Below are 26,393 nucleotides of genomic sequence, written 5' to 3'. Positions count from 1 at the left end.
TTGAGGTAGAGTATGGTTTTTACTCCAGGCTTATCGCAATTAGAAGCATTTAGGTGTATATCATGGGTTTCACTCTCGAGAATGCTAGGAAAATTTTTTGTGATCTGAATATCTGATTTTACGGGATTTTTCGTATTTCCCAAGGTCAAATGATTCCAGCCTGATTCCTTGCCCTACCGTTACCTTTGTTTTTGGTATCATGACTCCATCACTTTCCTCTAAGTCTACAATGATGCTTTTTCCGCCAAACTTAGGCGTCTGCGTGTTTGCAGCAAGTATTGGTATTCTGTTTTCCAGTGAGCGTGTTTGACAGTACAGATGCCATGGGTGTATTCCACGCCGAACGATTCTGGCTGGCGAGAACAACACCTCTACTCCCTTTTTGACCATAGTCTCTGCAACATCGGAAAACACCATGTCGTAGCAAATTATTACGCCGAATTTGCATTTTGTTGAAAATACCTTGGCCTCAACTCCCGGCTTTACATCATCTTTTTCATAATCAAACGGGTGAATCTTGTCCTGGACTCCAATAAACTGCCCAGTACCGTCAATTACCGGTGCGGAAATGGTCTGCCTTGTGCCTGATTTTGTGTAAAATGCACCTGCAATAACACTCATGGAATATTGTTTTGCTATTTTGGCGAAGGGTGAAAGCGTAGCCTCAAAGTCATCTATTTTGTTGTCTGTCAGGTATTGCTCAGGCAGACACACAATATCTGCCTCGTTTTTGCCTAGACGTTCTAGGAGGTACGATGCCTGCTTGATCCCCTCTTCGTTGGTGCGTGTTGCGACGGTTTGCGCTATGCCCAGCTTTATCATTTGTCATTGCACAATAATGACCAAATTTAAGCCCACATGAATGCGACAAGATTTTTCATAGCATTACAAGAATTTTGTTAAGCCAGTCAACTAAACTTGTCTATATTTGATTAACAAACCTGTACGGCAACAAACTCTATTGGTTCATATCAAAAAAGTAGAGATCTATGGCTTCAAGTCATTTGGATTTACAAACACCACGGTCGGCTTTGAGCCTGGATTAGTATCAATATCTGGGCCAAACGGATCCGGCAAGAGCAACATTCTGGATGCGATCATCTTTGCGCTCGGCGAGAACAAGCCAAAAATCATGAGAGTGGACAAGCTTCGTTCACTAATTCACGACATAGAGGGAAACAAGCGTGGAACCAAGATGGCTCGTGTATCACTACACTTTGATAATTCGGATAGAAAGATCCCAGTTGATTCTAATGCAGTTGTAATCACAAGAGAAATGGGCGAGGACGGCGAAAATGTGTATTATCTAAATCAAAAGCAGACAAACCGCAACCAGATTCTGGATTTGCTCGAAGTAGCAAATGCTAGTCTGAACCAACTAAACGCAGTCCAGCAGGGAACAGTAACTAGGATTTCAGAGTTCACTGCAGAAGAAAAGCGAACAGTAATTGAGGATTTAATCGGACTAGCATACTTTGATGAGAAAAAGTCTGAGTCCATCAGACAACTAGAGGACGCCGACAGAAGACTCGAAGTGGCATTGGCAAGAATGGATGAAATCAAAAAGAGAATTGACGAGCTGGAAGCAGAGAGAAACCAAAAACTCAGGCACGAATTCATCAACTTTGAGCTTGGAAGGTTGCACGCAATCTCGGCTTCAAACAAGATGAAGGTAATCCAAGTGGAAAAAGTATCCAAGGAACGCTCCATGCATTCGTTGGTATCTGAATCCAAAAAGCTCGACGAAGAGCGTATACTGGTCAAAAAGGAGATCTCTGAGCTTGAATCACAAAAATTTACTTTCATGAGCGAGGTTAACACCTACAACCAGGCAAAGGCCTCAATTGACTTGGAATTATCACAGGCAATGCAGATCTACGAGTCAGCCAATACTGAAGCTATCACCAAATCCCGAAGAATAGAGCAGATCAATGCAAGATTACCTACTATAGCATCAGACCTGGACTCGTTACACCAAGCCAGATTGAGCATTGAGGTTCAGAGTACAGAACAAAAAATAATATTATCAAAAATCAGAGAAGACAAAAACCTTATCTATGAACAAATAAAATCAGTTGAATCAGAATTATCGACGGTATACAAGCAACAAGCACATGTAATTTCGCAAAGAAAGGAAATTGACAACAAAATCCAAGGGTTGACACAAAAGCTAAATCACGCCAAGGTGGAATTTGCAAAACTAGAATCTGAAATCAACGATTCCAAATCCAAAATAGAGTCAAACAAAAATAGACTGACAGAAATCGCTGCAGAGTCAGCCAAGCTTGCAACACTAAAGTCAAGACTTGAGACTATAATAGAAAACCACAAGGCAACAGTTTCAGAACTGCGTGGAAGAATCTCAGAGCATACAGGAAAACATGACAAAATAGAGCACGACATCGACGAGCTAAATTTCATTTTGGAAAAAGCAACAAAGGCAGCTGCTCAATATGATGCAAAAATCAGAGTAGTCAAAAGCATAATGCACGAAGATTACACGATAGCGCACCTCAAGGAACACCGCGAGGAGCTTGGAATAGAGGGCCTAGTATATGAGATGATATCTTGGGACAAGGAATACGAGCGTGCAATTTTGGCTGCGGCATCGGACTGGATTAAGTCCTTTGTAGTCCAGGACTTTGGAACACTGATTAGCCTTGCAGAAGTGGCAAGAGCAAAAAAACTTCCCAAACTCAAAATCATCCCACTGGAGGCAATCCCCAAGTTTTCTCTGACTGTACCCAAAGACCCAAACGTACTTGGGATATTGTCTGATTACGTAAAATGCGATGCAAAATACGCACCACTACTGACATTTTTGTTTGGCAACGTGTTACTAGTAAAAAACCAGGATTCCGCATTACGACTATCAAAGTCTGGTTACAAAACAGTAACTATTGATGGAGAGTTCTTTGAGGCAAAGACATCTGCAGCGGTAATTGACATTAACTCAAAGATATCAAAGGTCACAAAAATAATCTCAATGAGTACCTCCGTTGAAGGACTGCACCAGTCAATATCACTACTCAAAAAATACATTCTCAAAAAGCGGCTGTCAATCAAAAAAGTGGACGGAATAATCCAAAACTACAGGGAGCGACTCTCAATATCCGAGACAGGCCTTGCAAATGCAGACATCAGCTATTCTGATCTGAAGCTAAAGGTATCAACAATAGAAAAGACAAAATCACAACTAGAATCCAGAATCAGTCATCTGACAAAACAAATTGAAAAAATAACACTAGATCACTCCAAGGAGGAGTCACTCATTGCATCCCTAGAAGAGAGAATAACATTGATGCATGAAAACTATGCAGACGGGGAAAACCATAGGATTGCATCAGAACTTAACAGGGTAAATGAGAAACGTTCTGAGCTCATGGCACGCCAGTCTAGTATTGTAAATGAGATGCGAGAAAAAGAATCCCAGATAGGGACACTATCTGCACAAGAACTGGGAGAAAAGACAAAAATGCAAAACCTACGAGAAGAGCAATCCTCACTGAATCATGAAAAGTACGAAATAGAAACTCGACTAAACCAAATCGCCAAAGACAAGGAATTGGCAAGCGAAAACCTAATCAAACTGCGTGAAAAAGAGCAAAATCTCATTGCCACCTCTGGGACATCAATATCAAAACTACAGGAGTTTGACGACAGATTATCACTACTCAACGAAAAAGAGAGACTGGTAACACGAGAGATTAACGCACTAGAGCGCCAGTCTGATTCACTTTCACGCGATATTCGGGATATAATAGAGAATGAGGCAAAAGTACAGAAGGTTCTAGAAAAATATGGATATCAGGAAATAACTGAGACATTTGAGGTGGATTCAATGTTATCTGCACTGGAATCCGAAATGAATTCGCTGACATCAAAGCTGAACGCAACTGCGCCCCAGACATTCGTAGAGATATCAACAGGTTATCGTTCCATGTCGGACAGAAAGAACGAGTTAGAAGAGGAGCGAAATGCCATTGTGAGATTTATAGAAGAAATTGACAAGGATAAGCGCCAGACATTCCTAGAGGCATTTGACAGGGTAGACAAGGAAATCCGGGATGCATTCCATACTATGACTGGTGGTGAGGCCTGGCTGGAGCTGCAAAACGAAGACGATATTTTCAATTCCGGCATATCATATCTGATACAGTTCCCGAACAAGCCAAAAAGAGAATCAACGTCAATTTCTGGTGGAGAAAAAACTCTTGCGGCAATTGTATTTGTCCTGGCACTCCAAAAACTAAAGCCGTCTGTGTTTTACCTGTTTGATGAAGTGGATGCGCACTTGGATGCTCCGAACTCTGAAAAACTCGCTAAAATAATAGAGCAGCGCTCTGCTGGAAGCCAGTTCATCATGGTATCTTTGAAGGATTCAGTAGTGCAAAAGGCCAAGCTGATTTACGGCGTCTTTCCAAAGAACGGTGTCTCGCATGTGGTGACATACAAGGACAAGCGTATGCCGTCCATTACGAGCTAGTTTAACCCTGATAATACCAGTGTTAATTATGATGCGGCCAAATTAACCACAAAACTTCCCAACTCTGCATAGTTTACCATGCCAAAAAACTATCTAGTTCAGTCTAGTTATGAAAAAGCCCGAATCTTCTTTTCTCTATTCAGATTATTTGGATCAGGCTCTGAAATTGCATCAATTAGCGCCTGTGTGTAGGGATGCTTTGGAGAAAACAAGACCTCATCAATCGGCCCACTCTCTACTATCTTGCCCTCGTGTAAAATGGCGATTTTTTGCCCAAAGTACTTGGCAGTTGCTAGATCATGAGTAATATACAAAAACGAGATGTAGTGTTTTTGCCGGAGCTCGTTCATCAATTCCAACACCTCGGCCCTAATTGAAACATCAAGCATTGACACAGGCTCATCCGCTATGATCATTTTTGGCTTTAGGACTAATGCTCTTGCAAGAACAATTCTTTGTCGCTGGCCACCTGATAGCATGTGTGGATATTTTTCCATTATCTCTTCAGCCGGCTCTAGCTTTACTTCGTGCAAAACTTGGCCAACCATTTCCTGCCTTTCTTTAGAATTTCCAATTTTGTGGATTTCAAGCGGCTCTGAAATTATGTCCTTCACCTTCATTTGTGGATTTATAGAATCATACGGGTCCTGGTAGACCATCTGAATTCCGGTTCGGATCTTTTTCAGCGACTGGGAATCATTAGAAATATCCATACCATCAAAGACTATTTTTCCAGAATCAGAAGGTATTACGTGCAAGATAAGTTTAGCAATTGTGGACTTGCCTGAGCCTGACTCACCTGCCAAGACCAAAGTTTCTCCCTCTCGTATGGAAAAAGAAACATCGTCCACTGCTTTTACTAATGAGATCTCTTTTCCAAAGAAATTTTTTTTCGAATAATGTTTTACTAGATTCTCAACCTGCAGTATTTCGCTCACGTATTATACAATACAGAAAATCAGTATATCAATATGCCCGGCCAAAGACTGCATTTGTAACGCTTGCGCCTTTACAGTATGCGCATTTTCCAGAATTTTGCGCATTAAACGGAATCACTCTAATGTCCGCCATGGTGTCTTCTTTGATCTTTTCCTCGCATTCGCGCCTTCCACACCAACCAGCATCAACAAAGTTACCGGACTCGATAGCAGCTCTGAATTCGGAATATTCTGATGTCTGGATGGTTTTCTGAGTTAGTAGTCTCTTGGATGCTTCAAACATTTCATCCTGGATTTTCTGCAAAATTCCGTCAATTTCTGATGATATTTTCTCCATTGGTAAGTCCACCTTTTGCTTGATGTGGCGTGTTGCATACATGACTTTGTTTTTGTCAATGTCTTTGGGACCAATTTCTATTCGTAGTGGCACTCCACGCATCTCCCATTCGTTGTACTTGAAGCCAGGTGTTAGTTGGTCGCGTCTATCGACATGGACTCGCAAGCCCTTTTCCTTGAGAATCTTCTCTACCTTGTCTGCCTCTACGTTGACCCTGTCTGAATCTTTGTCATTATAGTATATTGGTACTATGACCACTTGGATTGGCGCTACTCTTGGTGGCAACACTAGACCCTTATCATCACCGTGTATCATTATCATTGCACCAATTAATCTCCATGACACGCCCCATGATGTTTGCCATGCAAATGTCTCGGAATTGTTTTTGTCCAGATACTTTACCTCAAACGGCTTTGAGAAATTTTGTCCTAGAAAATGCGATGTACCCATTTGTAGTGCCTTTCCATCAGGCATAATCGACTCCATGGTGGTAGTGTATACAGCTCCTACAAACTTTTCCTTGTCACTTTTTTTGCCAGTAATTACTGGAATTGCGAGTTCTTCTTCAACCGTCTTTTTGTAAATATCCAAAATGTCCAGCACTTCTTTTTCCGCCTCTTCCCGCGTTGCGTGTACTGTGTGGCCTTCCTGCCAGAGAAATTCCGATGTTCTCAAAAATGGCTTTGTTGCTTTTATTTCTGCCCGAAGTGCAGTGTTCCAGAAATTGATTTTCAGCGGCAAATCACGCCAGGACTGGATCCACTTTGAATACATTGAATATGCCAGTGTTTCAGAAGTTGGCCGCAGTGCTAATCTATCACCGATTTCGTTTTCACCAGAATGAGTAACCCAAAATACCTCAGGATTAAATCCTGCAAAATGATCAGACTCTTTTGCAAGTAATGACTCTGGAATCAATACTGGCAAGAAGCCATTTTTGTGTCCAGTTGCCTTGAATTTTTTGTCCAGTGTTTCTCGAATAGATTCCCAAATAGCATATCCGTCTGGTCGCAGTACGATTAGTCCCTTGACTGGCGCATAGTCTGCAAGTTCTGCCTTGAGTACCACTTGGGTGTACCATTCAGAAAAGTCTTGGCTCTTTGATACTGTAATCCCGGGACTTTCTTTGCTCAACTTGTTTCTGTGAATGATTCTTGGTAAATGAGCGTTTCCTAGTTGTTCCAAAGACCAATTCCAAGAATTTAGAACGGTTAATCCGTTTAAATCGAAATGCTTAGCTTGCCCTTACATGAATAAAACTATTGCAGCACTAGCGGCAATACTTTTTGCAGTAGGCTTCTCCTATGCACATGCAGAAGAATCTGAAAAGGAATCGTTTGCATCTGCACTGGAAGAAACACTTGGACACCTACATGCACTTGAGCTGAATCTGGATGATTCCAATTCAGAGCTGGCAAGGACTCATGCAACACACCCAATTGCGGAATTGTATGAATCCATGAAGCCAGAACTACAGGAACATGATGCAGACTTTGATGCTAAATTCAAATCCGCATTGACAAATCTTGCAGGCAAGACAGTGGGTGCTCCAAGAGAGGAAGCACAAGCAGCAATTGATGAGATGAAGTCTCTAGTTGATGAGGCAAGAATGCTCGTAGTCGGCGAAGATCTGAGCTCAGATCCTCACTTTAGGCTGGCACTAGTCAGTACTCTAGTAGAGACTGCCGGAGCAGAATATGCAGAGGCAGTAGAGGATGGTACCATAACCGAGATGGTCGAATACCAAGATGGCTCGGCATTTGTCTGGCGAGCACAGCAAATCTTTGATGAAATCAAAGGTGATCTGCCAGAACACGAGGCAGAGGAAATCGAGGAATTCTTTGCAGACTTGGATTCCGCAATCAAAGACATTGCACCAGAAAAAAATGTGCAAATCTATGTTGAGGGAATCGAGCACGAGGCAGCCGAAATCCTAGGGGAAGAATCCGAGGAAGGTGGACTGCATGCATATTTTGAGGGAATCGAGCACCACCTAGCAGAAGTCAAAGAGACTTTTGCAGATGGTGATTCAGATGCAGCTCTTGCACATGCAACCAAAGCATACTTGGACAATTACGAATTCCTTGAAGCACCAATTGCACAACATGACAAAGAACTCATGGAAGAAATCGATATCATGATGCGCGAGGAACTCCGTGACATGATAAAGGCAGGCGCATCTACTGATGAGATAAACTCACAAGTTGATGCAATTCTAGTCAAGCTAGAAGAGGCCGAAGCCCTACTCCCGATGGAAGAACATGAGGAACATGAAGAAGAACATGATGGTATAATGGCGCCACTCAAACAAATCGAATCTGGTGTAGCGCCAGAAGATGTTGAGTGTGGTGAATACATGGAGTTAATCTTCAAAAAATCCACAGGTTCTCCTGCTTGTGTTAAATCAGAAACTGCAGAAAGACTAGTACAACTTGGCTGGGGAACCAGACAATAATACTCTTTTTTACTTTTTAAGAGGTGCGCCTTTGCACAAAACTTTGCCCATTACTCTTGACTGGAAATTGGGGCACACAAAGCATTGGATAAATCCAACGTCTGATTTCAAAACTGGACAGCTAACGTATTCCTGCTTCATTCGCTTGAGCATCTTTGGGGATACACCCTTTAGCTTGAGTTTGCCCTTATCATCCATCATTCCGGATGCCTTGAGCTCTGACTTGATTTCATCGCCTAGCTTTTGAGATTTTTCTGCTTCTTTTACTTCGACTTCAAACTTGTGTTCAAGCTCGTCCATGGAGTCAAATTTTGAGTACCATGATTTAACACTAACGATTGCGATCATGAAATAGACTTCAACTTTTATATTGATAGGTTTGAGCCAAAAAATTAGAAAAAATTGCTTGCCATTTTTGATGTTGAGGGAGTTCTCTTTGACGCAGAATACCTGCCGATTCTAGCAGAAAAAATAAACAAGCAGGACGAAATCTGGGCAATCACCAGAAAAGGAATCCAGGGACTCATAAACTGGGAGGAAGGCCTGAGAACCCGAGTAGAGGCACTAAAGGGACTCAGCTATGATACATGCAAGGAAGTAGCAGACGAATTACCAATAATGACTGGAGCAGTAGAGACATGCAGGGCACTCAAGGAGGCAGGCTGGAAAATAATGGCAGTTTCAGGCGGATTTACAATTATGACGGATAGACTAAAGGAGCATCTGGGTCTCGACTTTGTTTATTCTAATGAGCTGATATTCAAGGATGGAAAACTGGATGGAGTCAAAATCAACGTCACATCAGACAAGGCAAAGTCAGCCAAAAATAAAATCGCCGAATGGAGGGAAAATAAGGAAAACATCGTTGTAACCGTTGATGGTGCAAATGATCTGACACTGTTTGACATATGCGGCCTTGGCGTAGCATTTCGCGCACAGGATATAGTCAAGGACAAGGCAGACAAAATTATAGAAGAGAAAAATCTTACAAATCTAATTCCAATTATCAATGCTAAGTATAACTTGGACTTGGAACTACAAATAGCATAAATTCTTAGAACTATGCATAGTCAACTACGTTTGGCTTAAATCTAATGCGGTCAGATGGTACCTACTATCTTTTCTGGGGATTCACGCAAACAAATCAAGTTAAATTACAAATACAGTACCGGATTCTGTGCTTCAAATAATCCCAATACCATTCAAATCTGATATCAAAAAAGGAGACGACTTAGCAAAGATTTTTTCATCCAATTTCAAGGACTTGGAGGATGGTGACATTATAGTAGTGGCGCAAAAAATAATATCAAAGCAGGAAGGCAGGGTAATTGAGCTTGCGCAGGTAATTCCATCCATTTTATCTGTGGGCCTAGGTGCTGAATATAACAAGGACCCAAAACTAGTCGAAGTGATATTATCTGAGGCAAAAAGAATAGTGCGCCTGGAATCTGGAATAATAATAACTGAAACAAGGCACGGATTTGTCTGCGCAAATTCAGGAGTCGATGAGAGCAATCTGCCTATGGGATTTGCTTCAATGCTTCCAGAAAACCCGGATGGGTCAGCATCAGAATTTGCACAAAAAATATTCACAAAATCTGGCAAAAAAATAGCAGTAATAATCTCTGATACCTTTGGCAGGCCGTTTCGGGAAGGCCAGACAAATGTAGCAATCGGTGTGGCGGGAATAAAACCACTTGATGATTATGAGGGTAAGGTAGATACATACGGCAAAACCATGCGCGTAACCAAGATAGCACAAATCGATGAGCTATGTAGTGCAGCTGAACTTGTAATGAAAAAGACAAAAAACTGTCCGTTCGCCATAATCAGGAATTTAGAGTACGAATCATCGGATGAACCGATCCAAACACTGATACGATCAAAAAATACGGACTTGTTCCGATAATTCTACAAAAGATTATAATCATTGCACTAAAAATTTAGTTGGTTTGGGGTACATCAAGGCAGAACTACACTGTCACAATTCATTTTCAAACTTTCATGTGGGTGAAGATGATGCACCGTTTGATTGCAATATAACAATACCGCAACAGCTAGAGCGCTCTCATTCACTGGGCCTTGATGCACTGTTTGTGACAAACCACAACACACTTGATGGCTACTCACAATTACTCCAGTACAAAAATGACCATTCAAAATATAAGCACATTCGGATTTTTCAGGCAGAAGAAATCACTACAAACACAGGAGCACACGTAATTGCATACGGGATTCACAAGGAAATCAAGGCAGGGTTGCCACTGGAAGAAATTATAGACGAAATAAGAAAACAGGATGGGATTTCGTGCGCTCCCCACCCGTTTAGCCTGCTCGACGCATTGCGTGATGATGCCGCAAAATGCGACATGATTGAGGTCTTTAACAGCAATAATGTGGACATAATATCAAACGCAAGGGCCGCACAATTCTCACTAGAACACAACAAAATCGGCGTTGTGGGGAGCGACTCACATGTTTTATCCACGCTTGGTAGATGTGTCAATGTAATAGAATCGGAAAACACGCTAGATGATGTGCTATATTCAATGCGGCACAAAAAGATTGTAATTCACCAGACTGGATATGCGACAGAGCAAGAGACTTTAGAGCACATCAAGTACAAAATCAACAATTCTAAGGACTATCTGGCAGAATACATCCACGAGCATTATCCAAACTCGCAATGGATGCTGTCGCTGTTGCTGAAAATGTATGACCTAAACCAAAACAGCTACATGTGGTCGCTTGTGTACAAGCTGGCAGTGTATCTGATGAAGCGAGTATCAAATAAAATAAACATCCAAGGCTATGATGCATCAAAACTGTATAATCGAAATCTTTCAACAATGCTGAAAATGGCAATCTGACTAAATCTTTATCCGTCAGATTATGCAGTTGAGAACTTGTAAAATCGCCGAACTTTATTTTTGCAGTGCATGTGCCCATAGAGATGTTTTGGTATTTGGCTTCCTTTTTACGGTTGTTTAATCGCTTAAACGCAGGACCTACGAGTCATCTTCTTCTTTTTTATCTTCTACGCTTCTTTATCTTCCACCGTTTTCTATTCGCAGATTCACTTACTCAGTAAATTAAGGCATTCTAGGTAATAATATCACAGGAAAATTACCCACAATTATTTTGTACAATGCGATTAGCTAGCACTAAACACACGGAAAATTCTAAATAGATTTTAATATGCAAATTTCTCTTTTTACAATATTGAGTACTACGACCAAAATGCTAGATGCTAGAGGACTGTTCTGCCCAGAACCTGTGTTTAGAACAAAAATCGAAGTAGAGCGAATGCAAGTGGGGGAAACGCTGACGGTTCTAGCTGACGACCCAAACGCTGAAGAAGACGTCTCAAGATGGGTCAAGCGAAACGGACACGAGCTTTTGTCTTTGCAGAAAAAAGACGACGCACTAGAATTTCAAATTAAAAAGGTGAAATAATTTTTGGACATAGTTGCACTTGATGTAGAAATTTTAAACAGAGTTGGAAATACCCCTCTTGTAAAACTAAGCTTATCAAATAATGTCGTACAATACTTTGCAAAATTAGAAAGTCATAATCCGTTTGGTTCCGTAAAAGATAGAGCGGCATATTGGATGATCAAAGATGCTGAAGAAAAGGGCAGACTCAAAAAAAATCACACAATAATAATTGAGCCGACATCTGGAAACACAGGAATTGCTCTGGCGGGAATTGCAAGTCTTTTAGGATATGAAGTAGAAATAGTAATTCCTGAAAAAGCTTCTGAGGAAACAAAAAAAATCATTGCAAAACTAGGCGCCAAAATCTATGAAACTAGTGATGATCTCTGCCCCAAAGTTGGCTCAGGAACTGATCAGAGCATTGCATTAGCAACGTCAATTGCATCTTCACGTCCTGACAAGTACTATTCACCTAACCAATATTCTAACGAGGCGAATTTTCTAGGACATTATCGTGGAACAGGGCCTGAAATCTGGAAACAAACAGAAGGAAAAATTACGCATTTCTTCACGGGTGTGGGTACTGGTGGGACTATTACTGGAATCGGCACATATCTTAAAGAAAAAAATCCCGACATTAAGATCATAGGTTGTCAGCCTCAAAAAGATCATCTCATTCAAGGATGGAGAAACTTCGAAGAATCCGCCAAGCCTGATTTGTATTTGAGAAGAGAAAAAATAGTTGATGACTGGGAACATGTATCTAACCAAGAAGCGTTTTCTGTAGTCAAAGAGGTTTTTGAACAAGATGGAATGTTGATCAGCCCATCTTCTGCTGCAGTTTATGCCTGTATGAAAAAATACAAAATCGATTCACATGCATGCGTTGTAGGGATATTTGCTGATGATGGTAGAAAGTTCAAAAGTGTTTATGCAAAGCAACATGTGATATCTGAAGAAGAATTTGATGCTGCATTAAAAAATGCAAAACATTTATCCGATATTGCTTATTTGTAGTCTGAATTATCTATTCTCTGCTAGATACTTATCCACATCAATTGCTGCCATGCAACCAAAGCCGGCTGCCGTGATTGCTTGCCTGTATCTGTGATCGTGGACATCTCCTGCAGCAAAAACACCTGGAACATTTGTTTTTGTGTTATCTGTGAGCTTGATGTATCCTTGCTTGTCCAGCTCTAAGCTGTTCGTAAAGATCTTTGTGTTTGGTTCATGGCCTATTGCCACAAAGACTGCGCCTGCCTGAACGGTCGTCTTTTGACCGGAATTTGTATCGGACAAAACAACACTTTGGACCTTTTGGTCGCCCTGAATCTCAGAGACTACACTATTCCAGCGGATCTGGATTTTTGGATTGGAAAATGCGCGCTCTTGCATTACCTTGCTTGCTCGCAATGTGTCCTTTCTGTGGATGATGTGGACCCTGCTTGCGAACTTTGTCAAAAACGTAGCCTCCTCTATTGCAGAGTCTCCACCGCCCACTACAATTATCTCCTGATTCCTAAAGAACGGCCCATCACATGTTGCGCAATATGATACTCCGCGCCCTCCAAATGTCTGCTCTCCTGCAAGGCCGAGCTTTCTAGGGGATGCGCCAGTCGCAATGATTACTGATCTACATTCGTATTCTTCGGACGCTGTAAGAATCTTGAATGGTTTGTGTCTGAAATCAACATCGATTACCTCGTCATCTATTATTGTAGTCCCCATTCGCTCTGTCTGCTTTCTCATGCTAATCATCAATTCTGGACCCATTATCCCATTTTCAAATCCAGGGTAATTCTCGACTTCTGTAGTGTTGACCAGCTGTCCTCCAGGCAACACTCCAGATAATATCAAAGTATCATGTCTTGCGCGGGAGCAGTAAATTCCTGCGGTATATCCTGCCGGACCTGCACCTATGATGATGACATCGTATTTTGTTTTCTTTTTTTCTGTCTTGGGAAACTCTTTTTCCATCATCACGGTGGAGCCACCGTCTGCAGCCATCATGATTGTGCCTAATTATTTGATTAATTTAAAGTCAACCAATCGTCGACTACTTTTTGATGTTTTGGGCAAAGCTTGCCAAACTCTAGCTGTGAATACAAAAGATCGCGCTGCCAGTGTGCATTGTTTAACCTGCAGTCCATAAATTCGCAAAACGGATCTCCTGTGATATAATAGAATATTGCCTGCAGTGCATAGCCTTGGATTATTTTATCCAGCCTTGGGTCGTGGTACTCTAGGTACTGGCCCCTGTACTTTTCCTTGATGGAATCAATGTTTAGACCCATCCCATAGTTTGCCATCATATCCATGTAGTATTCGCGCGGCTTTGCCGGTGCCTCGATTATTCCAGCGGTGGATATGATTGCGGGATTTGCTCCAATCAGCGCTCTACCGTGGTATCTAAAATCAGAATCATCAAACGTGCAGGTAAGCTTATTTGTAAATATCAAATGAAAGTTATCCAAAGTCGCTTCCTTGTCTGGAATTAATCCTGATACAATTTTGTGAAACTCAAATCCGTCATAGAGAATAATATTTTCTGTTTTGGCCGAGTCTGCAAATGACTCTATCTCAAATTGTATTTCTTCTGGTGTTGGTTCATACCTCTGAAATTTCTGCCTATAGTTGAAGATTCTGGTAGCAGCTATGTCACGTGCTGTATTATGTCCAAAACTGGCAAAGATGTTCTTTCTTTTTTCTACTGGTATGTGGAATATTTTTTGTAAAAATTCTGCTAGTGAGTCTAGCTTTAATTCCGGTATGGATGGCTCGTCGTAGATGAAAATTTTAGAGAACTGCACGATTTAGGTTCGGTTTAGTTCTTTTAACTTTTGATCAGTGATCTCTGCTGCGCGCTTGCCTGAAAATAACATGGAACCAAAGGTCGGACCCATTCTTGGCAAGCCATGAGTCTCTGTGACTGACATACCTGCGATTACCAGCCCTGGATAAACTTCGCCGGTGGATTCTACAACCTTGTCCTCGCCGTCTTCTACCCACATTGGATTCATTCCCTTCCAGTCTACTAGCTTTCTGTCCACTAGTCGTTTTACTGCAACGGAATCGTGACCTGATGCGTCAATTACCATTTTTGACTCTAGGGCAACTGGGTCTACGCACGTGATGTTTCTTGGTAGTGCTGACACTGGCATCCAGTTTACCACGAGGCCTGACACTCGCCCGTATTTCAAAATAAGATCGTCGAATTTAGTTAGATTCAAAAATTTTACACCTGCATCGCAGGTAGCCGCAATTAGTTTTGATACCGCGTGGGGCCCTGCAGTGATGTATAGTCCGTCTGTTGCTTGCTTGTATGGAATTCCAAGCTCGTCCCAGATTTTCTGTGCCGGTGCTCTGACTGTGACTGGGTTCATCATATAGCCACCAAGCCAGTAGCCCCCTCCAAGATAGTTGTTCTGCTCTATAATCAAAACCTTGTAACCCATTAACGATAGCTCTCGTCCAGCTGTTAGTCCTGCTGGACCTGCACCAATAATGATGACATCAGATGTGATCCGCTCCTTGAAGACTGCAAAGAATTCATCCGCAATCGCCGCAGTGATTTTTGCCTCGTTTACGTCTGCAAAAATTTTTGTCTTAGTCTGAACGCTTTGCACGAAATTAGCCCAAATTAAATGACATTAATAGTTTATTGTCGTTTACGCACAAGTCACTTAGGCGACACTAATGCAAATAGGAAAAATTTGTCTGCAAATTTGCTATGTCGGCAAATTCCAATTTTTATCAAAAATTTATATCCAAATTTAAGGGAAGTTAGTTGAATTGAGTACCGTCACAAAACAGTCCAAAGAAGGCAGAAAGGCTAGGGTAAACTGGGCGCGAGTAGAGGAAGCAGACCATTTTGCAAACATGGTAAAGCAATTCCGACAGGGTAAAATCGAGCCTGACCTCTTCAGAAGATTCAGACTTCAAAACGGCGCATATGGTACTAGAATGACTGATGATTATGCAATGGTACGAGTAAAGCTTCCAGCAGGCGAAGTCTATCCGCACCAACTAGAAAAATTAGCAACATTGTCTGAACAATATTCGATTGGTTCTGCACATGTATCTACAAGACAAAATGTACAATTACACTGGGTAATACTGGAAGACGTTTCTGAAATTATCCACAGTCTTTCCGAAGTGGGACTAACATCAAGGGAAGCATGTGGCAACGCAGTACGAAACGTTATGTGTAGTCCTCTTGCGGGTGTTTGTGCAGAGGAGGAATTTGATGTGACACCATACGCAGTGGCTACTGCTAAGTTTTTCCTTCGAAATCCGTTAAACCAGTCGCTACCAAGAAAATTCAAATTCAATTTCACTTGCTGTGAAAAACACGGAATGGCAAGAATGGTTGACGTTGGCCTGATCCCGCAGATCAAAACCATAAATGGACAGCAGCGTCGTGGATTCAAGGTGTTCTTGGGAGGAGGCCTGGGAAACAAGTCATTTGTTGGACACCAGTTAGAGGACTGGACTCCAGAGGAAGACCTACTTTACACTTCGATTGCAACAATTAGAATTTTTGACAGACTTGGAGACAGAAAACACATGGAGCGAAACAGAATGCGATATTTGGTTGACTCGATGGGATGGGAGCAATTCCAAAACCTAGTACTCAAAGAGCGTGCCCTAGTAAGAATGACACAGTCTGTAATTGTAAAGTTATCAGTTGATCAGACTCCGCAAAAATTGGAATCACACGTGAGAATTTCCGGATTTGATGGAAAATCAATTCCTGATGGGTTTTCTAGGTGGCGCAAGGGCAACACGTTTGCACAAAAACAGCCTGGATACTATTCAGTCTCTATAACACTGGAGGCAGGAGATATCACCGCAAGCCAGCTTCGTGCTATAGCGGAAATATCCAAAGAATTCTCGGCAGAAGGATATGCGCGGACAGGCTTTGTACAGGACATTTACCTGCGATATGTAGCAGAATCTGACTTGCCAAGGATGTATGCAAAATTATTGGAAGTAGGACTTGCAAACCCTGGCTCGCTTACGATGGTACATCCAATTGGGTGCTCTGGTACGACATCGTGTAATTTGGCATTGACAAACTCGCATAGGATGGCAAAAGAAATCCAAAGAAAGTTCATCGAGCTAAAGCTGGACGAAGATGATGATCTGCGCGAGGCCTCTATCAAAATAAGCGGATGCCCAAACTCCTGTGGCCAGCACGAAATAGCAACAATTGGGTTCTATGGGGGCGGGGGCAGAGCGGGCAAAGATATGTATCCGGTGTACCAAATGTCGCTTGGCGGAAGATCCGACGGCGAGACAATGCTTGGTGCAAACATACTGCGAATTCCAGCAAAGCGAGTCATCCCATCCATACTAAAGCTAGTCGAGACATTCAAAGCAAACAAAAAGCAAGGAGATGACTTCAAGTCTTGGATCCACAAAGTTGTAACAGGACATGCGGACTCGCAGGTCAAAACAATAGATGATATTAAAAAAATTCTCTTGCCGTTCACACAGGCGCCGTCGATTGAACAAGACAAGGACTTCTATGCCGACTATGGAAGCGAATCTGGCTACCACGCACGAACCGGCAAGGGAGAATGCGCAGCTTGAGCAGGCCTACAATTGATGCCGATCACTTGCGTGGAAATCTTCGCGATAACAGCGTCCGAGTAATTGATGTGAGACGCGCAGAAGAATACAAAAAAGATCACATTCCAAAATCAGTCAATTTACCATTGGCAGAACTGTTGGCAGACGACTCACCAGAAAAGGTACTCGCAATAGCACAGCGACTGGGCATAGACGATCAAACCCCTGTTGTGGTGTATGATGACACATTTGGCGCATTAGCATCACGTGTAGCATGGACTCTGCAATATTTGGGTCATTCTGATGTGTCGCTATTGGAAATGACATATTCACAATGGAAGGGATTGGGCCTTGAAACCGACACTGCAGAGGCCACACCATCACCCAAGACTCACTCTGTAAAACTTCAGCCGGAAATCATGGCAACCGCTGACTATTTGGAAAAAGCAAAAGAGAGCAAAAATGTCATAGTGATTGATAATCGCGAGAGACTCAACTATCTGGAGCAACACATACCAGGCGCAGTCAACATTCCTTATCGGACTCTGGCGTCTGAAGAAAAAATCTTAAAACCAAAAGATGACCTAAAGAGACTGCTCAAAAACAGAAACATTCCAGAAAACGCAGAAATCATCACATATTGTGGAAGCGTTGGGACACTGTCTGGCCTTGCGTACTATGCGCTTAAGTCAGCTGACTATCCAAATGTAAAATTGTATGTGCGCTCTTTCAAAGAATGGAAGGGACTCAATAAACCAATACTAAAACAGGAAAATGCAAACTATTGGGACCTATCTGCAGAATAGTTATACTTGACCGCGTAGTTTTTTTGTAATTATTGCCTCTACACTATCAAATAGTCCCAGAATCCTTTCCTTATTTTCTTTAAGATAGTCTAGACCTTTGTCTTCTAGTCTCACCTTGTAGAGTCTGATTTCTCGATGTTCTTCTAGGAATTGCTCAATCATCGTAGCGCCAAGTTTTTCTGCATCAATGAACGAGCTTAAATTTTTGATAATCTCTTCAATATTTTCTTCCCCGATTGCAAGCTTGGTTGATTGGATTGCCTCGCTGACATCTTTGAGTGACTTGATTGTTCCGGGAAGTTTCTTTGTTGTGCCGATGAGACTTTTCTTTTCTACGCCAATTTTTGTTGCCATCTCTGGTTCTATATCATAAGTGTCAATCTTGTTTAGGCCTTGTCTCTTTTCGTTTTTGACGACTAGTCCCTTCTCCATTAGTTTTCTGAGCGAGTCTTCGACTTCGGCCTTGCTGATAAACGTGGTCCACACTATTGCTCCAATTGTGTGATATCCTTGTCGCAATGATTCAAAGACGACAAGCTCTATGATTCTTCTGAAACTTTCCTCGATTTTGATATTTGCAAAGTCCTTATCTCGAACTGCGCGCTTGGCGTTTTTGACGTCAATTTCAATTGATCTTTTCAATGACTCGATAGAATCAGGAACCTCGTTTAGTAATGACAAATAACATGCCTTGTTGTACCAAGCCATTCCAAATGTCGGGTCTGACTCGATTGATTTTTCTACACAGTCCAGTGCCTTTGGGTACTGTTTTTGTTGATAGTGAACAAGTGACTTGAGGTTCCAACCCTCTGAATTTGCAACATCGATATCCAAAACTTTGTCGTAAGCTTGGAGGGCACCTACATAATCGTCTAGGTGGAATTTGGAATAGCCCATCTTGAGCAGTGCCTCTATGTTATTGGGGTCAATTCGAATAATCTGATCAAAGACCTTCACTGCGTCTTCAAGCCGCTCATCTGCCATTAGATGGATGCCTTTTTTGAGAAGCTTTGTCTGCTGATAGTCCGCCTTGACTAGGCTTGTCTTAGTTTCATCTACTGGCTTTGGAAGGTTTTTGTCTTCTTTTTCCTCCAAACTCTTTTTCATTTGTCATTTTTGGAGTTAATTCGAATAAATACCAAGCTGATCATTTACAAGCAAGGAAATCAACTCATATATGGAAAATCCAAATATACTTGCAGATTACAACCTGTTTGATGTCTACTGAGGCTAAGAGGCTCGAGGTTTCTGGCACAGCACCATTTAAGCAGTCTGGCGTCTACGAGGTTCAAATTTCTATCTGCGATTCAGCGCCGTCCACGGATGAGATCGTCTCAAAGCAGTTTGCACCATTATGGCAAGATCATTACCACCTACATGTCAAGGAGGCAAAATTTGCACAAACACTGGGCTCTGACACAAACCCCATCCCGGACTCTGTTTTTGGATTATCCACAATTTGGATTATTGTAAGCGATCAATTCTCATCACTACATTCTATCTTTGAAGTTAGAGTTTCAGCACCGGCAAGTTTTGCACCGATGGAAAAGTCAGAAGTACCGCCTACTTCAAGACGCAAACGCGAAGTAGAAACTGCAGAGGAGCGAGTACCTAGGGGTGAGCGCGGACTGCGTGGCGCTCCTGGTTTGCAAGGTGACAAAGGCCCAACAGGTCCGATGGGACCACAAGGCGAGCGCGGACCGATAGGTTCACCTGGTCCAATCGGAGTTCAAGGCGATAAAGGTCCGATGGGACCAATGGGCACTGCAGGACTACAAGGCGAAAAAGGACCAATAGGCCCACAGGGAGACAAAGGCGATAGAGGTCCGACTGGTCCATCCGGCGACAAAGGTGAAAAAGGAGACAAGGGATTAACTGGCGATAAAGGAGACAAGGGCGACAAAGGCCCACCGGGAGACAAAGGAGACAAAGGAGACAAGGGATTAACTGGCGATAAAGGAGACAAGGGCGACAAAGGCCCACCAGGTCCACCTGGAGACAAGGGAGAAAAAGGACCACTTGGTCCGTCTGGTGATAAAGGAGTAACAGGCCCAATAGGTCCGCAAGGCGAAAAAGGACCAACGGGAATTCAGGGACCGCCAGGTGACAAGGGTGTAATGGGTCCACCAGGTCCACCGGGAGAAAAAGGCCCGACAGGTCCTGCAGGTACACCGGGAGACAAGGGAATTCAAGGCCCAATTGGTGAGCGAGGCCCACGAGGAACGCAAGGCCCTGCGGGTGATAAGGGACCACTGGGACCACCAGGTACACCGGGAGACAAGGGTCCAAAAGGCATTCAGGGTGATGTTGGCGATAAAGGCCCACAAGGCCCACAAGGCCCTTCGGGCGAAAAAGGATTAACTGGAGTTCCAGGACCCCAAGGCGAGCGAGGCCCACGAGGACCACAAGGTCCAGCAGGTGAAAAAGGACTTACAGGGCCAACAGGTCCGCCAGGAGACAAAGGTCAGACTGGTCCGCAAGGCCCGCAAGGTGAGCCAGGCCCACAGGGATTGGCAGGTGAGCGAGGTCCACAAGGTCCACAAGGAATTCAGGGTCCTCAAGGCGAGCGAGGTCAAGCAGGACAAAAAGGACCTTCAGGCGACAAGGGACCTACGGGTCCACAGGGACAGCCCGGTGACAAGGGTCCAAGAGGACCACCCGGACCACCAGGCCCACTAGGAGCAACCGGGATGTCGGATGAGCAAAAAGCTTTATTCAAGGAGTTACTCGAGGTTCTTACCACCAAAAATATCATTTCTACTGAAGAGCAGATAAAACTGATGAGCTATCTTTACTAGCATGAGCGAGTCAAAAAACAAAATTGATTTTAAAATGCTTGACTATGAGCGAGTCGGTGGAGATTTTGTTGCATTCAAGCTAGAAGACGGCGCCCTAGTAAAGGTCAAAGTCGATCTTGATCGAGTCGGAATTGCACTGAATCACAAAAATCCAGACGGAACTCCTCACTATGCAATCAATACATCTGTCAAAATTTCAATCATTCCAAATGAGAGGAAGTTTTCTGTAGAAAAAAATCTAAAAGACAAACAAGCGCCGCCACCGCCGAGTCAAATGTTTAGTTGATAGAAAAAGAATATTTTGCGTCAATCTATTGATTGACGCTTTACGACTTATCGTCGTTTCTTTGCTGCCTTCTTCTTTGGAGCTTTTCGCTTTGCTGCTTTACGTTTTGGAGCTGCCTTCTTCTTTGGAGCTGCCTTTCGCTTAGCTGCTTTACGTTTAGTAGCCATTACAAAAAGTGATGTTCGCTGGTTTTTCTATAGTAATACTAAACAAAATTACACCAACTGATTACATAATGTACACGATTTTTTTTATTACAAAAAATTTCTGATCGCAAAAATCTCAGTAAACACTTTCAGCTGATGGCCTTTTTCCTTGCAACCAACTCGTATGGTTACAAATTGTGCATTTGTATTGTCTTCTACGCTTGTATGTTGCGTTCTTTGCAATGAAAATGATTTGTTGTTTTGTCTTGATCATGCAGTAATTGCACCAGCGATTCTCTGATTCTTGATCCATTTTTACACTCAACGTATCTTAATTATTGTCAAAACATCTTCGTCTTGCAGAACATGTTGCAGGCCCACTCGCTGTCCTCCAAACTTGACACTTTTACCCCAAACCAGTCCATAACGAAATTCTTTTTTCATGCTACGATGTAATTTGTTACAGACATCTTCTACTGTGGAGTTTCTTCTAATGATTAGCGGTTCTTTGAAATCCGTTTCCCCACCCTTTGGTCTCATGTATAATCGGATAAAATCAAGTTTTTCGTAGATTTTTTCTTTGAGAAATTCAATGTTTAGGCCAGAGTCTGCGGAAATTGGAATTACCTTGGATTTTACCTTGGCCGTGACCTCTTTGACGAACTTGGGGTCTACTAGGTCCACCTTGTTTAGTACTGTGACAGATTCTGCGTAACTTTTGTCACCTGTTAAATAGTCAACTAATTGCTCAGAAGTAATATCTTCGCGTATTACTACTCTGGCACTGGTATATCCATACACATTTAGTATTTCACGCGCGAGTTTTTCGGACATGGATTCCAGCTTTACCTGCTGTGCAACTGCTATGCCTCCAGTAGATGCCTTTTCTATTACTATGTTCGGTGGCTTTTGGTCAAGTCGTATGCCGATGTTACCAAGCTCGGTTCGTAAAACATCTTCGTGATATGGCTGAAAAACATCCAGTATCAAAATGACCAAGTCTGCACTGCGTGCAACAGCAAGAATTCTTTTTCCAAGTCCCTTTCCTCTCGATGCCCCCTCGATGATTCCAGGCAAGTCCAACACTTGGATCCTAGCACCCCTGTATTCCATCATGCCAGGCACTACGGTTAGCGTAGTGAATTGGTAAGCGCCTACTGCAGAACGCGAGCCGGTTAATTTGTTAAGTAAGGTGGATTTTCCAACGCTCGGCAATCCGATAAACACAACCGTTGCATCACCCGTGCGCTTTACATCAAATCCGTCCGAGCTGATTCCGGTCTTTTTTGTTTGAACTGTTTCTTGCTCTCGTTTCAGCTTGGCAATCTTTGCTTTTAGCAAACCAATGTGGTGCTCTGTTGCCTTGTTTAGCTGAGTTTGGTGTATCTGATCTTGGATTGCCTTTATTTTTTCTGGAATTCCCATTGATTTCAATTAAGACGTCTTGGTTTGTCAATAAAATCTTTTGATTGATTATTATCTGGGTCCTAGCACAAAATCCCACATGAGGCGCAGAACATTCGCAGTGGATATTGATGGTACAATAACAGAAAACGGTGGAGGAAGAATTCATTTGGGTGCACTAAATTCTTTGCGCCACATGAAGAAAATGGGTCACAATGTAATTTTGGTTTCTGGCAGATCATCAGTTGAGGCATATTTACTTGGGGTCTTTGGTGGACTAGACACAGTAGGCGTTGGGGAAAACGGTGGATGTATCACTTATGGGACAAACCAACACCATCTGATTGGGAATAAGGAAAAATGCCTTCAGGCACTGTCACTAATTCGTACAAAAATTAACAATGTGCAAGAAAAGCCAGTTTTTCCTAGAATGACCGAAGTCGTACTAGAGAGAACATTTGACATTGCAGATGCGCAAAAAATAACACAAGACGCATCAATGGACGTGGTAATTGCAGACAGCCAATATGCAATCCACATAAACTCAGCAGGTATAGACAAGACTGTGGGATTCAAAGAGGTTATGAAAAAGCTGGACATTCGTTCAGAGGACGTAATCGCAATTGGCGACAGCGAGACAGACGTTCCATTGTTTATGATGGCAGGATACAGCATTGCAGTGGGTAATGCGTTTGACGATGTAAAATCTTGGGCAAAGATGGTTGTGTCTTCTCATGCTGGAGATGGAGTAATTGAGGCATTAGACAAGCTTGCGCCAAGCCTTTCGGAGTTGTAGTCATTGAGCTTTCGAGTTTTATTAGATGAAATTAGAAAAAACCTCCTGATAATACTGGAGCAGCAAAAGATTTCCGACATTGCGTTTTCACTAGAACCTGCAAAGGAAGGGTTTGGGGATGTAAGCTGCAATGTTGCATTTTTGGCTGCAAAGGCTCTAAAGAAGAGGCCAAATGAGATAGCGCAAGAAATAGCAACCGAATATCAACTATTCCTAGGAGGACTGGTCTCGAAAGTAGAGGCGCACCCGTCTGGTTATGTAAATTTTTTTGCAGATACTGGTAAGCTAGGTAAAATCATCATTGTACAATCCCAAAAGGATGATTATGGCTCTGTAAATGTTGGGTCTGGTGCAACAATTACTGTAGAACACACAAGTGTCAACCCAAACAAGGCGCTACACATTGGACATGTAAGAAATGTTGTAGTTGGCGATTCGATAATCAGAATATTGCAAAAGGCAGGATACAGAATCAACACGCTAAACTATGTGGATGATTCTGGGTTGCAGGTAGCAGACATTTTGCTTGGCTTTAGGCACCTTGGGTTTTCGAAGGAGCCTCCAGCAGGGCAGAAATTTGATCATTACTGCGGAGATGAAGTCTATGTAAAGACCACAGAAAATTATCAGGTAAACCCGGAATTACAAGAAAAAAGAAACCAAATCCTTAAAGAAATCGAGGACGGCAATTCCGAGACTGCGAATTTTGCATCGAATATTACCCGCCAGGTTCTCTCTGAACAGCTTAAGACTTGCTGGAGGTTTGGCGTGTCATATGACTGTCTGAATTTCGAGTCTGAAATAATTCGCTCTCATCTTTGGCCACAAATATTTGAAAAACTAAAACAGATGAACCTAATAAAATTCGAGTCCGAAGGAAAAAACAAGGACTGCTGGGTAATACTTGTAGATGGTGAAGAAGACAAGATTTTGGTTAGAAGCAACGGTACTGCCACATACATTGCAAAAGATATTCCCTATGCGGCATGGAAGCTAGGACTAGTCGAAGACCCATTCTACTATACAAAGTATTGTGATCAGCCAAACGGTAAACCACTATACCAAACCACATTAATTCCAAATGATATCCCAAAACAAAACTATTCCTCAGACAAAGTTATCACAGTAATTGATTCCAGGCAAGCCAGACTTCAAAATATAATCACTAAATTGATGGCAAAGTTTGGGCAAAACAAAAAGGAATATGTGCATTTGTCATACGAATCGGTAACGTTATCGTCAGATACTGCAAATTCACTAGGATTAGATACTGGGGGAAAAAGTGCGCAAATGTCTGGCAGAAAAGGACTCTATGTCAATGCAGACAAGATTTTGGATACGTTGGAGCAAAAAACACTAGAAGAGACCAAAAAGCGTAACCCTGAACTGTCTAATGATATTCTGCACAAAATTGCAAAAAATGTAGCAGTCGCCACACTCCGATACGAAATGTTAAAGCAGGATCTAGACAAGATCATAACCTTTGACGCTACAAAATCATTAAGCCTAGAAGGAGACACTGCGCCGTACATCCAGTATGCGTATGCAAGGGCTAGTCGAATCTTAGAAAAATCAAATTCAAAGCCAAACTTTGATGCAAAATTTGAGTTGCTCCAAGACCAATACGAGTCAGCACTTGTAAAGGTAATTGGCAAGTTTGACTTGGTAGTGGAGGATGCTGCAAATAACCTGTCACCTAAGGTGATTGCAAAATATTGCTATTTGCTTGCGGTGTCGTTTAATGGATTTTATGAGCATGTAAGGGTATTGGACGCAGAGCCTTACCTACTCAATGCAAGAATATGCATCGTGTCTGCATTTCAGAGATGCCTACAAAAAGCCCTGAATTTAATTGGAATAGATACACCTGAAAGAATGTAATAGCGATGTTTGTTTTGAACAAACTAAGAGTATCTTCCAAACTGTACGTAAATGTGAATAAATTAATGGATCTGAATCAGACACATGCACAAATTCATGACTATTTGGAAGCGTTAAGTATGATCCAAAAGACCAATACGTTCTAGATAGCTTATTATTCGAACCGCAAAGTGCCAAATTATGAAGATAAAAAACAACGCATATGTTTTGTTTTTCTATAATGATTCTAAGAAATGGCTCCAAAAAATAGACAGAAAACAGTCATTGCATACTCATGTCGGTGTAATTAAACACAAGGATGCAATAGGAAAAGAGTTTGGCAGCAGACTGAGAACAAACAAGGACAAGTACGTGTATCTGATAGAGCCGACAGTTCACGACTTTGTAATGAGGAGCCAACACGGTACGCAAATTGTATATCCAAAGGATCTAGGGTATATTGCAGCCCGCTCAGGGGTGCAATCGGGGCAGAAAATACTAGAGATTGGCACCGGAAGCGGTGCACTAACTACATTTTTGGCAAGTATTGTTAAGCCCAGGGGGCATGTCTACACATTTGATGTGGCACCTGACTTTATGGAGATTGCAAAAAAGAACATCACCAGAGCTGGTATGATAAAATATGTAACAATGCACGAGCAAGACCTCAAGATTGCCAAGAAAATGCCACTGTCTGATATGGACATGGCAGTAGTAGATTTGGGGGATCCGTGGATTGTAGTCCCGCAGGTGCGAAAGATGCTCAAGGGCTCTGGAGCATTTATTGCTATTTGTCCTACGATGAATCAGCTGGAAAAGCTCACAGCGTCCCTAATTGAAAACGAGTTTACCGATATAGAGTGCTCTGAACATATCTTGCGAACAATAGAGGCAAGGGAAGGAAAAACACGACATTCGTTTTATGGGATTGGACACACCACGTACATTGCCTTTGCAAGAAAGGCGTTCTATGATAGAAAGTCCAAAAAGCAATCTAAAGAACAATCAGAAGAAGCCCCAGAACCAGCCTAGTGTGCTGATTGTTTGTATGACATACACACTATCTAAT

23 protein-coding genes and 1 pseudogene are annotated in these 26,393 nt (G+C 42.3%); 14 read left to right on the top strand and 10 right to left on the bottom strand.

Going from position 1 to position 26,393, the window contains the following annotated elements:
• Positions 1–84: 84 nt before the first annotated feature.
• On the bottom strand, positions 85–822 hold the full coding sequence (locus tag FJ354_00995) for a carbon-nitrogen hydrolase family protein (protein MBM3905248.1): 738 nt from the start codon (positions 820–822) through the stop codon (positions 85–87).
• A 139-nt stretch (positions 823–961) separates the two neighbouring features.
• Between FJ354_00995 and FJ354_00990 the strand changes: the two genes are divergently transcribed.
• Entirely contained in the window at positions 962–4,486 is a 3,525-nt protein-coding gene (locus FJ354_00990; protein MBM3905247.1) for a chromosome segregation protein SMC, read from the top strand.
• 107 nt (positions 4,487–4,593) lie between these two features.
• Here the strand turns inward: FJ354_00990 and FJ354_00985 are convergent, their stop codons facing one another.
• Together FJ354_00985 and FJ354_00980 are read right to left on the bottom strand one after the other, a co-directional pair.
• A complete protein-coding gene (locus FJ354_00985) occupies positions 4,594–5,424 on the bottom strand; it encodes an ABC transporter ATP-binding protein (protein MBM3905246.1) in 831 nt (276 codons plus the stop codon).
• A gap of 28 nt (positions 5,425–5,452) precedes the next feature.
• A complete protein-coding gene (locus tag FJ354_00980; protein ID MBM3905245.1) occupies positions 5,453–6,895 on the bottom strand; it encodes a proline--tRNA ligase in 1,443 nt (480 codons plus the stop codon).
• 115 nt (positions 6,896–7,010) lie between these two features.
• Here FJ354_00980 and FJ354_00975 point away from each other — a divergent pair, with 115 nt between their 5' ends.
• Positions 7,011–8,216, top strand: a complete 1,206-nt coding sequence (locus tag FJ354_00975; protein MBM3905244.1) for a PEFG-CTERM sorting domain-containing protein — start codon at positions 7,011–7,013, stop codon at positions 8,214–8,216.
• A gap of 9 nt (positions 8,217–8,225) precedes the next feature.
• On the opposite strand, the gene FJ354_00970 is transcribed toward FJ354_00975, so the two are convergent.
• On the bottom strand, positions 8,226–8,516 hold the full coding sequence (locus FJ354_00970; GenBank protein MBM3905243.1) for a hypothetical protein: 291 nt from the start codon (positions 8,514–8,516) through the stop codon (positions 8,226–8,228).
• 102 nt (positions 8,517–8,618) lie between these two features.
• Between FJ354_00970 and serB the strand changes: the two genes are divergently transcribed.
• From serB to FJ354_00945, 5 genes are all read left to right on the top strand, one after another.
• Positions 8,619–9,266 carry a phosphoserine phosphatase SerB gene (gene serB / locus FJ354_00965; protein MBM3905242.1) on the top strand — a complete coding sequence of 216 codons (648 nt, stop codon included), beginning with the start codon at positions 8,619–8,621 and terminating at the stop codon, positions 9,264–9,266.
• 127 nt (positions 9,267–9,393) lie between these two features.
• Positions 9,394–10,125, top strand: a complete 732-nt coding sequence (gene cofE, locus FJ354_00960) for a coenzyme F420-0:L-glutamate ligase (protein MBM3905241.1) — start codon at positions 9,394–9,396, stop codon at positions 10,123–10,125.
• Positions 10,126–10,168: 43 nt separating this feature from the next.
• Positions 10,169–11,086, top strand: coding sequence for a PHP domain-containing protein (locus FJ354_00955; protein MBM3905240.1), 918 nt, complete (start codon positions 10,169–10,171; stop codon positions 11,084–11,086).
• A gap of 349 nt (positions 11,087–11,435) precedes the next feature.
• A complete protein-coding gene (locus tag FJ354_00950) occupies positions 11,436–11,672 on the top strand; it encodes a sulfurtransferase TusA family protein (GenBank protein ID MBM3905239.1) in 237 nt (78 codons plus the stop codon).
• 9 nt (positions 11,673–11,681) lie between these two features.
• Complete coding sequence (locus FJ354_00945; protein MBM3905238.1) at positions 11,682–12,671, top strand: PLP-dependent cysteine synthase family protein; 990 nt, start codon at positions 11,682–11,684, stop codon at positions 12,669–12,671.
• Between the two features lie 6 nt (positions 12,672–12,677).
• Here FJ354_00945 and trxB read toward each other — a convergent pair whose 3' ends face one another.
• Genes trxB through FJ354_00930 form a run of 3 tightly spaced genes read right to left on the bottom strand, consistent with a single transcriptional unit; the run spans position 12,678 to position 15,280 of the window.
• Positions 12,678–13,664, bottom strand: a complete 987-nt coding sequence (gene trxB / locus FJ354_00940; protein ID MBM3905237.1) for a thioredoxin-disulfide reductase — start codon at positions 13,662–13,664, stop codon at positions 12,678–12,680.
• Positions 13,665–13,684: 20 nt separating this feature from the next.
• Positions 13,685–14,443 (bottom strand): hypothetical protein, encoded by a 759-nt coding sequence (locus tag FJ354_00935; protein ID MBM3905236.1) that lies wholly within the window; start codon positions 14,441–14,443, stop codon positions 13,685–13,687.
• Positions 14,444–14,467: 24 nt separating this feature from the next.
• Positions 14,468–15,280, bottom strand: a complete 813-nt coding sequence (locus tag FJ354_00930) for a thiazole biosynthesis protein (GenBank protein MBM3905235.1) — start codon at positions 15,278–15,280, stop codon at positions 14,468–14,470.
• Between the two features lie 166 nt (positions 15,281–15,446).
• Between FJ354_00930 and FJ354_00925 the strand changes: the two genes are divergently transcribed.
• Positions 15,447–17,249: a nitrite/sulfite reductase gene (locus tag FJ354_00925; protein MBM3905234.1), complete on the top strand. Its 1,803-nt coding sequence runs from the start codon at positions 15,447–15,449 to the stop codon at positions 17,247–17,249.
• Positions 17,237–18,034 carry a sulfurtransferase gene (locus FJ354_00920; protein ID MBM3905233.1) on the top strand — a complete coding sequence of 266 codons (798 nt, stop codon included), beginning with the start codon at positions 17,237–17,239 and terminating at the stop codon, positions 18,032–18,034. The genes FJ354_00925 and FJ354_00920 overlap by 13 nt, the downstream gene beginning before the upstream one ends.
• On the opposite strand, the gene FJ354_00915 is transcribed toward FJ354_00920, so the two are convergent.
• On the bottom strand, positions 18,035–19,141 hold the full coding sequence (locus FJ354_00915) for a tetratricopeptide repeat protein (protein MBM3905232.1): 1,107 nt from the start codon (positions 19,139–19,141) through the stop codon (positions 18,035–18,037).
• Positions 19,142–19,251: 110 nt separating this feature from the next.
• Between FJ354_00915 and FJ354_00910 the strand changes: the two genes are divergently transcribed.
• Both FJ354_00910 and FJ354_00905 read left to right on the top strand, forming a co-directional pair.
• Positions 19,252–20,832 (top strand): collagen-like protein, encoded by a 1,581-nt coding sequence (locus FJ354_00910; GenBank protein ID MBM3905231.1) that lies wholly within the window; start codon positions 19,252–19,254, stop codon positions 20,830–20,832.
• 1 nt (position 20,833) lies between these two features.
• Positions 20,834–21,118, top strand: coding sequence for a hypothetical protein (locus FJ354_00905; GenBank protein ID MBM3905230.1), 285 nt, complete (start codon positions 20,834–20,836; stop codon positions 21,116–21,118).
• Between the two features lie 47 nt (positions 21,119–21,165).
• Here the strand turns inward: FJ354_00905 and FJ354_00900 are convergent.
• Positions 21,166–21,282, bottom strand: a pseudogene (locus FJ354_00900) (histone).
• A gap of 303 nt (positions 21,283–21,585) precedes the next feature.
• Positions 21,586–22,689, bottom strand: a complete 1,104-nt coding sequence (locus FJ354_00895; GenBank protein ID MBM3905229.1) for a TGS domain-containing protein — start codon at positions 22,687–22,689, stop codon at positions 21,586–21,588.
• A 79-nt stretch (positions 22,690–22,768) separates the two neighbouring features.
• On the opposite strand from FJ354_00895, the gene FJ354_00890 reads away from it, so the two are divergent.
• The 3 genes from FJ354_00890 (at position 22,769) to FJ354_00880 (ending at position 26,356) form a co-directional block, all read left to right on the top strand.
• Positions 22,769–23,464, top strand: a complete 696-nt coding sequence (locus FJ354_00890; GenBank protein MBM3905228.1) for a phosphoglycolate phosphatase — start codon at positions 22,769–22,771, stop codon at positions 23,462–23,464.
• A gap of 3 nt (positions 23,465–23,467) precedes the next feature.
• Positions 23,468–25,345 carry an arginine--tRNA ligase gene (locus FJ354_00885; GenBank protein ID MBM3905227.1) on the top strand — a complete coding sequence of 626 codons (1,878 nt, stop codon included), beginning with the start codon at positions 23,468–23,470 and terminating at the stop codon, positions 25,343–25,345.
• Between the two features lie 177 nt (positions 25,346–25,522).
• Positions 25,523–26,356: a methyltransferase domain-containing protein gene (locus FJ354_00880; GenBank protein ID MBM3905226.1), complete on the top strand. Its 834-nt coding sequence runs from the start codon at positions 25,523–25,525 to the stop codon at positions 26,354–26,356.
• Positions 26,357–26,393: the final 37 nt, after the last annotated feature.

It is taken from the genome of Nitrososphaerota archaeon (assembly GCA_016872055.1).
Classification (GTDB): Archaea; Thermoproteota; Nitrososphaeria; order Nitrososphaerales; family Nitrosopumilaceae; genus Nitrosotenuis.
The sequence above is the reverse complement of the archived record's forward strand: the minus strand, read 5'-3'. Positions and strand labels throughout refer to the sequence as shown.